The 13,810-nt window shown below is 69.3% G+C and carries 11 protein-coding genes; 5 read left to right on the forward strand and 6 right to left on the reverse strand.

Going from position 1 to position 13,810, the window contains the following annotated elements:
- Positions 1-58: 58 nt before the first annotated feature.
- The gene (locus MRBLWH12_RS03120; RefSeq protein WP_363545996.1) at positions 59-2,821 is read left to right on the forward strand and encodes an FtsK/SpoIIIE domain-containing protein; all 2,763 of its coding nucleotides are present in this window, start codon (positions 59-61) and stop codon (positions 2,819-2,821) included.
- Between the two features lie 15 nt (positions 2,822-2,836).
- Here the strand turns inward: MRBLWH12_RS03120 and MRBLWH12_RS03125 are convergent, their stop codons facing one another.
- The gene (locus MRBLWH12_RS03125; protein WP_363551291.1) at positions 2,837-3,829 is read right to left on the reverse strand and encodes an asparaginase; all 993 of its coding nucleotides are present in this window, start codon (positions 3,827-3,829) and stop codon (positions 2,837-2,839) included.
- Positions 3,830-3,862: 33 nt separating this feature from the next.
- Here MRBLWH12_RS03125 and MRBLWH12_RS03130 point away from each other — a divergent pair, with 33 nt between their 5' ends.
- A complete protein-coding gene (locus MRBLWH12_RS03130) occupies positions 3,863-4,360 on the forward strand; it encodes an OsmC family protein (protein WP_363545999.1) in 498 nt (165 codons plus the stop codon).
- 4 nt (positions 4,361-4,364) lie between these two features.
- Here MRBLWH12_RS03130 and MRBLWH12_RS03135 read toward each other — a convergent pair whose 3' ends face one another.
- Positions 4,365-5,144, reverse strand: a complete 780-nt coding sequence (locus MRBLWH12_RS03135) for a lysophospholipid acyltransferase family protein (RefSeq protein WP_363546002.1) — start codon at positions 5,142-5,144, stop codon at positions 4,365-4,367.
- A 123-nt stretch (positions 5,145-5,267) separates the two neighbouring features.
- Between MRBLWH12_RS03135 and MRBLWH12_RS03140 the strand changes: the two genes are divergently transcribed.
- Together MRBLWH12_RS03140 and dxr are read left to right on the forward strand one after the other, a co-directional pair.
- Positions 5,268-6,218 (forward strand): FKBP-type peptidyl-prolyl cis-trans isomerase, encoded by a 951-nt coding sequence (locus MRBLWH12_RS03140; protein WP_363546005.1) that lies wholly within the window; start codon positions 5,268-5,270, stop codon positions 6,216-6,218.
- 16 nt (positions 6,219-6,234) lie between these two features.
- Complete coding sequence (dxr, locus tag MRBLWH12_RS03145) at positions 6,235-7,317, forward strand: 1-deoxy-D-xylulose-5-phosphate reductoisomerase (RefSeq protein WP_363546008.1); 1,083 nt, start codon at positions 6,235-6,237, stop codon at positions 7,315-7,317.
- Between the two features lie 12 nt (positions 7,318-7,329).
- On the opposite strand, the gene MRBLWH12_RS03150 is transcribed toward dxr, so the two are convergent.
- The 3 genes from MRBLWH12_RS03150 to MRBLWH12_RS03160 form a co-directional block, all read right to left on the reverse strand.
- A complete protein-coding gene (locus MRBLWH12_RS03150) occupies positions 7,330-8,955 on the reverse strand; it encodes a Mur ligase family protein (RefSeq protein ID WP_363546011.1) in 1,626 nt (541 codons plus the stop codon).
- Positions 8,956-9,025: 70 nt separating this feature from the next.
- A complete protein-coding gene (locus tag MRBLWH12_RS03155) occupies positions 9,026-9,691 on the reverse strand; it encodes a YcnI family protein (RefSeq protein ID WP_341975170.1) in 666 nt (221 codons plus the stop codon).
- A gap of 78 nt (positions 9,692-9,769) precedes the next feature.
- Positions 9,770-10,354, reverse strand: a complete 585-nt coding sequence (locus MRBLWH12_RS03160; RefSeq protein ID WP_363546014.1) for a hypothetical protein — start codon at positions 10,352-10,354, stop codon at positions 9,770-9,772.
- An 81-nt stretch (positions 10,355-10,435) separates the two neighbouring features.
- Here MRBLWH12_RS03160 and MRBLWH12_RS03165 point away from each other — a divergent pair, with 81 nt between their 5' ends.
- A complete protein-coding gene (locus MRBLWH12_RS03165) occupies positions 10,436-11,749 on the forward strand; it encodes a M50 family metallopeptidase (RefSeq protein WP_363546016.1) in 1,314 nt (437 codons plus the stop codon).
- A 51-nt stretch (positions 11,750-11,800) separates the two neighbouring features.
- Here MRBLWH12_RS03165 and MRBLWH12_RS03170 read toward each other — a convergent pair whose 3' ends face one another.
- Entirely contained in the window at positions 11,801-13,684 is a 1,884-nt protein-coding gene (locus MRBLWH12_RS03170) for a chorismate-binding protein (protein WP_363546018.1), read from the reverse strand.
- Between the last annotated feature and the right edge of the window lie 126 nt (positions 13,685-13,810).

The raw sequence follows: 13,810 nt of genomic DNA on the forward strand, positions 1-13,810 counted from the left end.
CGGCCGGGCCCTGTGGACGGGGCGGATACTGCGTCTCCGCTGATGTCCAATGGTGGGCATGGATTCGCTGCCCATCGCACTTCCGTCCCCGCCGGTTCCGGCCAGGCGCCCGCCGGTGCCCATCCTCGCTGCCGTGGTGCCCATCGCCGGTGGCGTCGCGCTCTGGCTGATCACCGGGTCGTTGTTCGCGCTCTGCTTCGCGGCACTCGGCCCCCTGATGCTCGCGGCATCCCTGCTCGACGGCGCGCGCGGTCGACGACGTGATCGTCGCCGTACCGAAGACGAGGCGGCGCGGGCGTGGACCCGAGCGGAGGCGGAGCTCGAGGAGCGGCAGCGCGAGGAGCGGGACCGGCTCCGGCACCGGCATCCGGATGCGGCAACCTGTCTCGTGCATCCGCCGCTGCGGGGCGCACAGGCACCGGATGCGGGCACCGAGCTCGTCGTCGGTCAGGGCGTCATCTCGAGCGGCGTTCGCACCGCCGGGGGAGACGGGGACCGGGTGCGCGAATTCCAGGCGCGCAGCGGCGCATTGAGCGATGCACCGATCACGGTGCCGCTCGGCGGAGGCGTGGCGTTGCGCGGCACCGAACCGGTCGTCGCGGCAGCGGCCCGTGCATTGGTGACACAACTGTGTCTGCGTTTCAGCCCGGCGCAGCTCACGCTCGTCGGCGATCTCGATCGACGGGGTCTCGGCGGTTTCCCCCACGTGCGCGGCGCGCGCCGGGGTGCATTGCGGGCCGGTGTCGCGAGTACAGGCACACCGAGGCTCGACGCGGATGCGGTGTTCTGGCTTCTCGCACCCGATGCTGAAGTTCCGGAGGGCGTGACGACGGTGATCGACTGTGTCGAGCCGCAGCGCGCATCGCTGCGGACGACGCAGGGGGTGCAGGGCCTTACGGTCGAATGCCTCTCGTTCGCGCAGACGGAGATCATCGCAGGGGAGTGCTCCGCACGAGTCGAGGACGTCGACGTGGTACCGGATGCCGTGTCGCTGAGAGACCTCGACCAGCCGCACTCCACGGTCGGCCTCCCCGCTGTCATCGGGAGGGGAGAGCGAAACGAGATCCTGCTGGACATCGTCGAAGACGGCCCGCATGCGATCGTGACCGGAACGACCGGCACCGGAAAGAGCGAATTGCTGGTCACCTGGGTGACGGCGATCGCGGCGAGTCATGGACCTGATGAGGTGACTTTCGTCCTCGCCGACTTCAAAGGCGGCACGGCGTTCGAGCCGCTGCGTGAACTCCCGCAGGTCGCGGCGGTGATCACGGATCTGGATGAGTCGGGTGCGCGACGGGGCGTGTCCAGCCTCACCGCGGAGTTGCGCCGCCGCGAAGCCGTCCTGGCCGCCGCGGGCGCCCGCGACATCCGCGAAGTGGAGATGCCGCGGCTGGTGATCGTCGTCGACGAGTTCGCAGCTCTTCTGCAGGAGCATCCAGACCTGGGAGCAGTGTTCACCGATGTCGCGGCGCGCGGACGAGCTCTCGGCATGCACTTGATCCTCGGCACCCAGCGTGCGGCGGGTGTGATCAGAGAGGCGCTTGCGGCGAACTGCCCGCTGCGACTGAGCCTGCGGGTCGGTGACGCCGCCGACAGCAGGCTGGTTCTCGGGACGGATGCCGCGGCCGAACTGCCGGGCGGACCGGCGTCCAGGGGCCTGGCGTTCGCCCGCCGTCCGCAGGACCTGGATCCGGTGGCGCTGCGCGTGGCGCTCACCGGAGCGGCCGACCTGCGCGCCGTCGGAATGCGCTGGTCCGGGGCGGGAGCACCGCGAAGCCCGTGGCTGCCGCCACTGCCGCGTCTGCTGCCGCTCGCTGAGCTCACGTCCGATGCGCCGCCCGTCGGGGACGTGCTGATCCTCGGTCGCGCCGACGAGCCGAATCGACAGGCACAGCCGCTGGAGCTGCTGCGGCTCGGCATCGATCGCGGTGTCGCGATCCTCGGTGGCCCGGGCGCGGGGAAGTCCGCCGCGATACGCGCACTCGCGGCCCAGCATCCGGATGCGCTGCTGGTGCCCGCAGATCCCGAGCAGGCGTGGGATCTCGTTGCCGAACTGGCCGAGCGCGCACCGAGGGCCGGGTCCCTGGTGCTCTGCGACGACATCGACCGACAGCTCGCCGGCCTGCCGCTGGATCATGCGCAGGTGATGGCGCAGCGTTGGGAGCAGATTCTTCGCACCGGTTCGGGCGCCACGGTGGTGCTCACCGCTGCGCGCTCGGCGGGGGCAGTTGCACGACTCGTCGAGGCACTCCCGTCGAGGGCGCTGTTGCGAATGTCCAGCAGAGTGGAGCACCTGGCGGCAGGTGGCGAGGCCCTGGGGTACGAACGGGACAGGGCCCCGGGGCGTGCACGCATCGGGGATCGGGAGGTGCAATTCGCCTGGGTCGACGATCAGATGGGCCCGACGGTCGTGCACTTTGATTCCCCGGCACAGGCGGGTGACCACTGGGAACCCGAGGCGGTGATCACCGGGGTCGTCAGTCCCGGTGCCGATGCCGTGATCACGGCGCTGCGGAATGCGTATCCCTGGTGTGACGTGATTCTCGCGACGAGCGACGTCCAGCGGACGTCGAAACCGCTGATCGTCGTGGGCGATGCCGATACCTGGCAGCGCTGCTGGGCGGTGTGGCAGCGAGTCCGGGCCGAGGGAGAGGTGCTCGTCCGCGCGGAGTGCCCGGTCGAGTTGCGGCAGCTCGCCGGCGTGCGAGAACTGCCTCCGTACGCTCGCACGCACGCAGGGCGAGCGTGGTCGCTCAGAAACGCGCAGGCCCCGCGGCGCGTGATCGTGCCGGCGTTCGCGCCGTCGATCGCGCCGAGATGAGGCGAAACGGTGGGATCAGATCCCGGCGCCGGGGCGAATGACACCCACCGGGCGGCCACCGCCGAGCACGTCGAGCGACAAAGACGCGGACAGCTTCGAGACGTCGGCATCGCTGAGCGCACCGGCACGGGCGAGCAGCGTGGCCGCGACCACCGTCGACGCACGAGCGGCGCCGTCGAGCATCTTGAGGGCGACTGTGGTCCCGTTCGGAGCGACCATCACCATGAAGCCCTCCGCGCCGCCCTTCGCGAAGACACCGAGGGTCTCGATCGCGATCGTGTCCGGGCGCTCCGGGCCCTCGATCGTCCAGGGATGCTCGCGGACGGCGCGCACCAGAGACCCGGCCACACGGTGCAGGGCGAATGGAGAGCGGTCCGATGCGCTGCCGATGCGGTGGATCGCGCGTGCGACACCGGTCAACGTGAGCGCGTACACCGGGGCGCCGCATCCGTCGATCGCCGTGTGCGCGACCTTCTCGCCGGTCAGACGTTCGATGACCTCGCGGATGTGGGCCTGCAGCGGGTGCGCGGGGTCAAGGTAGCCTTCGGTCGGCCAGCCGGTTGCGACACAGGCGCGCAGCATCGACGCGTGCTTGCCGGAACAGTTCATCCGGATGCGAGAGGGCGCGCCGTGCTCGCGAACCATCTCGTCGCGGGTGGCGGTATCGCTGGGCCACGCCAGAGGGCAGCCGAGGTCGTCCTCGGTGAGGCCACCTGCGGTGAGGATGTCGCGCACGACGGCGGCGTGGCGGTTCGTGCCGGTGTGGCTCGCGGTGGAGATGGCGAGCTGCTCGCCTTCGAGCACCGCGCCGGCGGTGACGCAGGCGACGGCCTGCAGCGGCTTCAGGCTCGAACGGGGGAGCACCAGGGCTTCGGTGTTGCCGTAGCGCGCGACGACCTCTCCGTCCGCCGAGAGCACGACAGCGGCGCCGACATGACGGGACTCGATGAACCCGCTCCGTTCGACGACGGCGAGTTCCACGGCATCCTGAACGGTCAGAGTCTCCATCACGGCTCCAAGCCTAGCTGGCAGACTGTTTCCATGGCTGAGCAGACTTCCCCCCGCCCCCTCGGAGAGCACCACTACGAACTCACCGCCACCTGGACTGGCAACCTCGGCAGCGGTACCTCCGGCTATCGGGACTATCGGCGTGACGTGACTCTCGACGTCGCAGGTAAGCCCGGCATCCTCGCCTCCTCCGACAAGCCGTTCCGGGGTGACACCGCGCGCTGGAATCCGGAGGATCTGCTGCTGGCCTCGCTCTCGGAGTGCCACCTGTTGTCGTATCTGCACGCCTGCGTCACGGCGGGGGTCGTCGTGCTGTCCTACACCGACAGGGCGACGGGCGTGATGCGCGAGAACGGGGCGGGCGGGGGAGCCTTCGTCGAGGTCATGCTGCATCCCGAAGTCGTCGTCGCCGAGGCATCCATGATCGAGGCGGCGGAACGCGCGCATGCACAGGCGAACGAGTGGTGCTTCATCGCGAACTCCGTCAACTTCCCGGTCCGCCACCAGGCGACCGTGACGGCACCGAGCTGAAAGGTCAGCGGCGCTCGTGCGGCAGGGCCTGCTTGATCTTCTCGATCGTGCCCTGGGCCGGTGCCTCGTTGTACGCCCCGGCGAGCTCCTGACCGGACAGTCCGTGAATCGCGGCCATGATCTGGTCGGTGGCGAGGCGTCGCGCCTTGCCGCTCGTCGCGGGGCCATGCGGTGACAGATCCAGCGGCTGACCGAAACGAACGGTGATCCGCTCGGACATCGAGGGCATCTTCGCTCCGACGGGCATCACCTTGTCGGTGCCGATGAGTCCGACCGGTACCACCGGAGCGCCGGTCTGGAGGGCGAGGAATGCGACGCCGGTGCGGCCCTTGTACAGACGCCCGTCCGTGGATCGGGTTCCCTCGGGATACAGTGCGACGGCAAGACCGTCCTCGAGCAGCTGGCGCTGCAGATCGAGCGCATCCAAGGCCGCCTGCCCCGCACCTCGGCGCACCGGGATCGCGCCGATGGACTCGAAGAACGTCTTGCTTAGGGCGCCCTTGAAGCCGGTGCCCTCGAAGTAGCTCGACTTGGCCAGGAAGTGCACGGGCCGGGGAGCGGCGACCGGAATGGCGATGGAGTCGATGAACGAGAGGTGGTTACTCGCGAAGATGACCGGTCCCGTCAGCGGGACGTTGTCCTTGCCCTCGACCCGCGGTCGGTAGATGAGGCGGGCCAGCGGGCTGATCAGGCTGCGTCCGAGTGCGTAGGTGAACCCTGCGTGTCGCGGTTTCGTCGTCTCTTCGGGCGACTTCTCGGGCTCCACGGACTGCTCAGAGGTCATCAGAGCAGATTACCCCCGCATCCATGCCTGCGTGGGAATGAAGAAACGCGCCGCGCCTCCCAGCGGGGGCAAAGGGGGATGCGAGAGGATGGAGGCTCCCGCCCGCGATCCCGAGGTCTCACTGTGCGCAAGCGTCCGCTCATCGTCCTGTCCACCGTCGCCGCAGCGACCCTCCTGCTGGCCGGCTGCGCCGGTGGCGCCGCCCCGGAGAGCACGAAAACGCCGGAGCCGGAGAGTGCGTGCTCGGTGGACGTCAAGTCCGGAGCCACCTCGGATGCCGTCGTCTTCGACGGTGAGGGAGCCGACCTCAAGGTCACGGTCCCCGCAGACGCGCCGTTCGCCGGCGTCGAGCGGACGGTGGTCGCAAAGGGCGACGGCGACGACGTCACCGTCGGAGACCTCGTGTCCGTGCGCTACCAGATCATCGATGCCGCGTCGGGTGCCGTTCTCGATTCGTCGGAGCGCGGCGAAGACGGACTGCTGCCGATCCTGTTGGATCCCAGCCAGTCCTCGCTGTTCATCGCGGCATTGGAGTGCAACCCCCTGGGCTCCCAAATTGCTCTCGCTGTGCCCAGCAGCGCACTCGGCGAGGGCTCGCCCAACATCGTCGTCTCTGCAGAGGCCATCGAAGAGCTTCCTACCGTCGCCACCGGCAAGCCGGTGGAGCCTACTGCGGGCATGCCGACCGTCAAGCTCGACGATGACGGCGCACCCACCATTACGATTCCCGACGGCGATGCGCCGGCCGAAACCGAGGTCGCGCTGCTCAAGGAAGGCGACGGCCCGGTCGTCGGTGCCGGCGACCTCGTGGTCGTGCAGTACCGCGGTGTGAAGTGGTCCAATGGCGAGGAGTTCGACTCCAGCTGGGGTCGCGACGCTACGCCCACCCAGTTCCAGACGTCGGGTGTGGTGCCCGGCTTCCGGATGGCGCTCGAAGGTCAGAAGGTCGGCTCGCAGGTGGTTGTCGTGATGCCCCCGAAGGACGGCTACGGCGCGAGCGCGGGTCACGAGCTCGAGAAGGAGAGCCTCGTCTTCGTCGTCGACATCCTCGCCACCACCGCGGCTCCGCAGTAGCCAATAGGCTGGCGACATGCGTCGCGTCATCGTCCTCGGGTCCACAGGTTCCATCGGCACCCAGGCGCTGGAGGTCATCCGCGCCAATCCGCGCCGGTTCGAGCTCGTCGGCCTCGCGGCCGGCAGCAACGCCGAGATGCTCGGCGAGCAGGCGGCGCAGTTCCGGGTGGAAGACACCGCACTCGGAGCGGTGGAGGCCGAGCAACTGGTCCGCGACGTCGAGGCGGATGTCGTCCTCAACGCCATCACGGGCTCGATCGGCCTCGGGTCCACGCTCGCCGCGTTGAAAGCCGGGCGTACGCTCGCACTCGCCAACAAGGAATCGCTGATCGTCGGCGGAGAGCTCGTGCTCGCCGCTGCCGCGCCAGGACAGATCGTGCCGGTCGACTCCGAGCATTCTGCCCTCGCGCAGGCGCTGCGCAGCGGCCGCCACGACGAGGTGCGACGCCTCGTCGTCACAGCATCCGGGGGCCCGTTCCGTGGCCGCAGTCGAGCGCAGATGGCCGAGGTCACGCCGGGGGAAGCCCTCGCGCACCCGACGTGGGACATGGGCCGGATGGTGACGACCAACTCGGCAACGCTGGTCAACAAGGGACTCGAGGTCATCGAGGCGCATCTGCTGTTCGACATCGCGTACGACGACATCGCCGTGGTGGTGCATCCGCAGTCGATCGTGCACTCGATGGTCGAGTTCATCGACGGTTCGACCATCGCCCAGGCGTCGCCACCCGACATGCGCCTCCCGATCTCACTCGGACTGGACTGGCCGGATCGCGTCGGGGGAGTGGGCCGCCCGCTGGATTGGACGCAGGCGACGTCGTGGACGTTCGAGCCGCTGGACGACGATGCATTCCCTGCCGTGGCTTTGGCGAAGGCGGTCGGCCGAGCAGGAGCGACGTTCCCGGCTGTCTACAACGCGGCCAACGAGCAGGCGGTTGATGCCTTCCATGAGGGGCGTCTGCCGTTCCTCGGAATCGTCGACACGATCGCGAGGGTCGTCGATGCGCATGAGCCCCCGGAGAAGCTCACCGTGGAGTCGCTCGCCGAAGCCGAGGTCTGGGCGCGACAGAAGGCCGATCGGCTGATCGCCGCGGCCTGACCTGAGCCGGCTCTAGTCCTCGTCGGAGTACGGTACCGGCCAGCGCGACGCGGGAACCGGCCAGCCGGCGGCCCTCAGGGCCCGGCGGGCGAGCTCACGCGCCGAGTACGGTGTGCGCATTCCGCGGATGTCGCGGTAGTCCTGGTGCCCAGGACCCGCCCAGAGGATCGCATCGCCTTCACCGACGAGTCCCACGGCAGCGACGATCGCGCGTTCCGGCGGCGAGTACTCGTGGATCTCGGCATCCGGTCGCGCGATGCGGGCACCCTCGATCAGAGTAGCCCTGATCGATTCCGGGTTCTCGAATCGGGGATGGTGGTCGGTGACGACGAGGATGTCGCTGCCTTCGACGGCCGTGCGTGCCATATCGAACCGCTTGCTGGCGTCGCGGTCGCCGTCGGCGCCGAAGAGCATCAGCACGCGTCCGGGCGTCACCCGGCGCACTGCCGCGAGAGTCTTCTCGAAGGCGTCGGGAGAATGACCAAAGTCGACGAACACCGCAGGTCCACGGTCGCCGGAGACGAGCTGGGTGCGGCCGGGAAGGTAGGCGCGGATGCCGCCGTCGCGCTCCAGCGCCGCGGTGATCCGTTCCCAGGCGTAGCCGCCCTCCAACAGCATCACGATCGCGAGCGCCGCGTTCGCGGCCATGTGGGGGCCGATGACGGGCACCGTGGTGGTGAGCGTGCGGGCGTCCGGACCAGACATCGTGAACGTCGTGCCGGTGGCGCGTTCCTCGTCGATGACGACGACCCAGTCGGCGCGAGCCGCTGCCTCGGTATCGGCGGCGATCGACGGCGTGCCGACGGTGACCGCCGGGATCCCTGCGCGTTCGACGACGATCGCGCCGGAGGGGGAGTCCAGGCAGATGACGGCGCGGCGGGCGCGATCCGGCAGGAACAGCGGCAGCTTGGCCTCGAAGTACTCCTCCATGTCGGCGTAGTCGTCGAGGTGATCGTGGCTGAGGTTGGTGAAGCCGGCGACATCGAACAGGATGCCGTCGACGCGGTGGCGCGAGAGTGCCTGGGCGCTGACCTCGACGGCGACCGCCTCGACCTCGCGCTCACGCATCAGGGCGAGCAGCGCGTGCATCTCGGATGCCTCTGGCGTGGTGAGACGCGACACGATGACCTCGCCGGCGATATGCCGCTCGGCCGTCGAAGAAAGGCCGGTGACCGCGCCGAGTTGATCGAGGATGCCTTCGAGCAGGTGCGAGACGCTGGTCTTGCCGTTCGTGCCGGTCGTCGCGAACAGCAGCGGAAGCGGATCGTCGGCGCCGGTGCCGTACACCCAGGCGCTCAGAGCCCCGAGGATTCCGCGGGGATCGTCGACGACGAGCACCGGAAGACCGGACGGCGCGGCGATGGCGGCACCCGCCTCATCGGTGATGACCGCGACCGCGCCCTTCTCCGCAGCGGTGGCAGCGAACTCCGCGCCGTGGCGGTTCACGCCTCGGATCGCGACGAATGCCTCGCCGGGGCGGAGATCGGCCGTGGCAAGGGTGATGCCGGTCACGGTGACTCCGCTCGCGTCGCCGCGCACTTCGCGGGCGAATCGGGAGGCGAGTTCGGTGAGCTCACGCCGCGGCGGGTTCGCGGGGCGGAGCACAGGGGGCAGGCTCGGTTGTTGTTCAATCGACATGGCGCATCCATGATCTCACGGCGAGCCCGTGAACCCGGCACGTCGCACCGGGTTCACGGGTCCGTTCCGGTCAGACTCGACGACGGAACGCGAGCGTGGCGACGACCAGCGCGGCGATGCCGGCCACGAGTCCACCGGCGCCGAGGATCGTGCCCCAGGCGCTCTGCTCGGGAGCAGGCGTCTGCGAGGCATCTTCTGCCGTGCCGGCGTCGTGCGTGGAGTGATCCGCGGTCGCTGCGGCGACGGTGACGACCGGTGCCGGTGCGTCGAGGCTGTGCGGATCCTCGCCGTCCTCGGCGAGCTGGGTCCATTCGGTGCTGCCCTCGACGCACTGCTGCACGACCGGGAACGCCAGCGATTCCGGGCCGTCCTCCTCGAGACCGACAGACATGCTCACCGCGCCGCGGAGGTCGTGCGGCACCGGCGTGATCGCCGTGTAGGTGACGGCACTGACCAGGCCATCGTCGCCGCGTTCGACGTCGATGCTCCAATCGCCGTCCATGGTGGGTGCGACGGATGCCAGGCCCTCCGGCATCGTGATGCGCAGAGCAGTCGTCGGCGAGTTCTCGCATCCGTGAGAGAACGAGAAGGTGAGGACGCCGTGGTCGCCGGCGACGAGTTCGTCGGGACTGACCCCGACGTGGGCGCTCGCGGCGATGGGCGCCGCGAGGATGAGGCCGGCGGTGAGGGCGGCGGTTGCGGTGGCGATGGTGCCGCGGCGGATGGTGCGGGACATGTGTGTTCTCCTGAGTGCTCGATTGCGGGCGCGCCGAAGGCACGCGAACCGCGGAATGAGGTGATGCTCGTGCGGCGGTCAGCCGCGGGAGAGCACAGGAGGGCCGCGTCGGAGGACGACGACCGAGATGCCGGTGTCGGAGATCCGGCGCAGCGTGGAGTGCAGCGCCGGAGGTCTCTTGTGCTCGGCGGGCGCGACGGGGAGCGCGCGACGCAGCGCGGCCTGCACCCATCGGGCGACGCCGCGAAGCATCCGTTCGCCGTGCCAGACGAGGAGGGTCGTGAGGGCTGCGGCGACGATGTGCGCCGCGAGCATCGCCGCATCGGGTGCCACGGACGGCGCGATCGGTCCCAGGGCCGACAGGTCCAGGTGATGGCTGTGGCCGCCGCCGACACCGACGTCGGTGTCGCTCGGGGTGCCGAGGAGCAGGAAGACGAGGTGGAACACCGCCTGCGCGACCAGGACGGTCGTCGCCACGCGGATTCGCCGTTGCTTCGGTCCGATCAGGGCGGCGGCGAGCGGGGTGAGAAACGCGGAGAGCGCGATCACCAGAAGCGGATGCGGGGCCGCGCCGCCGCCGAGGGTGTGCGACACCGCAGCGAGGAGCGTGGCGACGGTGGATGCCGAGGCTGCGCGCAGGAGTCGCAGCTGGCGGGGAGTCACCTCACCAGCCTACGGGGATCGGATGCGCGTCTCGGCACGGTGCCGGGCGGATTCCTAGGGATCGGGCAGTAGCGTGGGCACGTGGAAATCCTGCTGTATGTGGGCGGCATCCTGTTCATGCTGCTCGGGCTCGGTCTGTCGATCGGTCTGCACGAGGTCGGCCATCTCGTGCCGGCCAAGCTGTTCGGCGTGCGCGTCGGGCAGTACATGATCGGGTTCGGGCCGCGCATCTGGTCGAAGCGATTCGGCGAGACCGAGTACGGCTTCAAGCTCCTGCCGCTGGGTGGTTTCATCTCGATGTCGGGGATGTACCCGGCGTCGAAGGATGCCGGTCCTGCGCGCGGACTGTTCCGGACGCTCATCCAGGACGCCCGCTCGGCCAACGACGAGACGATCGCGGAGGGCGCCGAAGATCGGGTGTTCTACCGGCTTCCGGTATGGAAGCGCGTCATCGTCATGCTCGGCGGTCCGCTGATGAACCTGATCCTGGCGGTGCTCATCTTCACCGTGCTCGCTTCGGGTATCGGCCTGCAGCAGGGGACGACCACGATCGCCTCGGTCAGCGAATGCGTGCTGCCGGCGGGGTCTACGCAGAAGGAATGCCGGGCGGATGACCCGGCATCGCCGGCCGCGGACGCAGGGATCCTCCCCGGCGACGTTCTGGTCTCGATCGACGGGCAACCGGTCGCCACCTTCGCCGAAGCGACCGCCATCGTGCAGGCTGCACCGGGGGAGTCGCTAGCCGTCGTCGTTCGACGTGACGGCGCCGAAGAGAAGCTGACGATCACGCCGATCGCGGCCGAGCGGACGATCACCGACGCCAGCGGCCAGCCCGTCCTCGACGAGAACGGCGAAGAGATCATCCGCGAGGTCGGCTACGTGGGCATGGGCTCGCAGATGGGGCTGATTCCGCAGCCGTTGCCGGTGGGGCCGCAGCTCACCATGGACAATGTCGCCCGCGTCGCCACTCTGGTGGCGACGTTGCCGGTGCGTCTCTGGGACGTCGGAGCGTCGCTCATCACCGGGAGCGAGCGCGACCCGAACGGCCCTCTCAGCGTGGTCGGCGTCGGACGTCTCGCCGGGGAAGTGGCCGCCACTGAGGCGCCCGTTCTCAACCGCTTCGCCACGCTCCTGAGCCTGCTCGGCTCGCTCAACATCGCGCTGTTCGTGTTCAACCTCATCCCGCTGCTGCCACTGGACGGCGGACATGTCGTGGTGGCGCTGTGGGAGGGCGTGCGCCGAGTGTGGGCGAAGCTGTTCCGTCGTCCGCCTCCCGCTCCGGTGGATGCGACCAGACTCGTCCCGTTGACCGTGGTGGTCGCGACCCTGCTGATCGGCATGGGCGCGCTGCTGCTGGTCGCCGACGTGTTCAAGCCCATCAGCATCCTGCAGTAGCGGGAGCGTTTCGTGTCGTCGCTGCGCTCCTCGCTCAACGACCGCAAAGGTTCAGGTCAGGGCGTGCGACACCAGACGCCCCAGGGTGCGGATGCCGTCGCGCGACAGGATCGACTCGAGGTGTCCCTGCACGGAGGCGAAGCCCTCTCCTCGGAGCGCGTACACGTCTCCGGACGCTGGATCGGCTGAGACATCCGCTCCGATGATCGACGTCGTTCCCGGCGTCGCCCTGGCGGTGAAGGTGTTGTAGAAGCCGATCGACGCGTCCTCGCCGAAGACCGGGACGGACTTCTGCAGGCCCTGGTGCGGCGCGTCCAGCGGGGTGAGCGCGATACCGAGCCGATCAGCGAGGATCTGGTGGCTCAGGCACACGGCCAGCAGCGGTGCGTCGCGGTCGAGGCGTCGCGCGACGACCTCGCGCATGCGCGCGATCCGGGGATTGGCGTCGTCGCGGGGGTCGCCGGGTCCGGGGCCGGCGACGACGAGGTCAGCGGCATCCAGATCCTGATCGCGGACCTCGCTCCAGGCGGCGATCGTGACGTCCAGACCGAGGTGCCGGAGCTGATGCGCGAGCATGGTCGTGAACCGGTCCTCCGCATCGACCACGAGCGCCGTCCGCCCCGTGAAGGGGCCGGGTGCTCCATCGTCCTGCGGGTTCAGCCAGAATTCCGCGAGCCGGCTGTTGCGCGAGGCGAGCAGCTCGGCGATCGCCGGGTCGTCCGCGAGCGCGTGCTCCTCGGTCGGAGCATCCGCATCGCTGCGCGCCTCGGCCACGCGATCACGGTCGATCGCTCCGATGGCTCCCAGGACTCCTGCGGCCTTGCCGTGGGTTTCGCTGACCTCACCGTGGGGGTCGGAGTGGCGCACCAGCGTCGCGCCGACCGGAACGCGCAGGGTGCCGTTCTGCAGATAGACGGTGCGGATCAAAATCGGCGCGTCGAGGTCGTGCCCGCCATCCGCGTTCGGGGTGAACAGCGCAGCGACTCCGGAATAGTAGCCGCGGGGCGCGCGCTCGTGCCGGCGGATCACCGCGCACGCGTTCTGCATGGGCGACCCGGTGACAGTGGGGGCGAACATCGTCTCGCGGAGGATGTCGCGCGGGTCGAGGCGGCTGCGTCCGCGGAGCATGTATTCGGTGTGAGTGAGACGCGACATCACCTTCAGGTGCGGTCCCGTGATGCGGCCGCCGTCCGAGCAGACGGCGCTCATCATCTTCAGTTCCTCGTCGACCACCATGAAGAGCTCCTCGGTCTCCTTCGTCGAAGAGAGGAAATCGATGAGCGTCTCTTTGGTGGCGCCACCCGCCGGGTGGCGGAAGGTTCCGGAGATCGGGTTCATGGTGACGATGCCCTCGCGAGCGACGACGTGCGCTTCCGGGCTCGCACCCACAGCGATGTGGCCCGGTGTGACGACGAGGAACGTCCAGTACGCGCCGCGCTCGTGCGCGAGGAGCGCTCGGAACCAGGTGAGGGCGGCGGTGCGGTCGTCGGCATCGATCCGCGCGGTGAAGTCTCGGCGGATCACGAAGTTCGCGCCCTCGCCCCGGCCGATCTCGTCGGCTATGACGCGTTCGACGATCGTGGCGTAGTCGTCGTCGCTGATGTCGAAGCCGGCGTCCTGCAGCGGAATCGGCGCCTCCGGGAGTTCGCCGAGGAGATCGGCGGTCGGCAGGGCCAGGTGCTCGTCGACGATCAGGCAGCGCAGGGGCGCCGCGTCGTCCTGCGCCACGAAGCCGCGCTCGCGCACCTGCCGGTACGGGACCATGGCGAAGATCTCGCGGGGAGTGCCGTCGATGGTGAGCGGGATGTCGGCGAGGAGGTCGACGTCGGAGACTTCACCGGTGAGCAGCTCGACGGTGTCGGCGCCGTCGCGCGCGATGAGCACGAAGGATGCCGCCGGATCTGCGGTGAGCTCGGCGAGGCGTGAGAGGGTCATCGATGTCTCCTGTGCGGTGCTCCGGCTCGGCCCAACGAAAAGACCGCCCCGGAGGCGGTCTGGATTCGTGGGAACGCGAACACACCGCCTAGGAGGCGGGCCACCAGGTGACGTTCGCGAGCATGG

The sequence above is a fragment of the Microbacterium sp. LWH12-1.2 genome (assembly GCF_040675825.1).
In the GTDB taxonomy this organism is placed as follows: Bacteria; Actinomycetota; Actinomycetes; order Actinomycetales; family Microbacteriaceae; genus Microbacterium.

Excerpts from the sequence above, each read along its gene's own strand:
- dxr (WP_363546008.1), top strand. The coding sequence starts at position 6,235 with ATGCGTCGCGTCATCGTCCTCGGGTCCACAGGTTCCATCGGCACCCAG.
- MRBLWH12_RS03150 (WP_363546011.1), bottom strand. The coding sequence starts at position 8,955 with ATGTCGATTGAACAACAACCGAGCCTGCCCCCTGTGCTCCGCCCCGCG.
- MRBLWH12_RS03120 (WP_363545996.1), top strand. The coding sequence starts at position 59 with ATGGATTCGCTGCCCATCGCACTTCCGTCCCCGCCGGTTCCGGCCAGG.
- MRBLWH12_RS03155 (WP_341975170.1), bottom strand. The coding sequence starts at position 9,691 with ATGTCCCGCACCATCCGCCGCGGCACCATCGCCACCGCAACCGCCGCC.
- MRBLWH12_RS03125 (WP_363551291.1), bottom strand. The coding sequence starts at position 3,829 with ATGGAGACTCTGACCGTTCAGGATGCCGTGGAACTCGCCGTCGTCGAA.
- MRBLWH12_RS03130 (WP_363545999.1), top strand. The coding sequence starts at position 3,863 with ATGGCTGAGCAGACTTCCCCCCGCCCCCTCGGAGAGCACCACTACGAA.
- MRBLWH12_RS03170 (WP_363546018.1), bottom strand. The coding sequence starts at position 13,684 with ATGACCCTCTCACGCCTCGCCGAGCTCACCGCAGATCCGGCGGCATCC.
- MRBLWH12_RS03135 (WP_363546002.1), bottom strand. The coding sequence starts at position 5,144 with ATGACCTCTGAGCAGTCCGTGGAGCCCGAGAAGTCGCCCGAAGAGACG.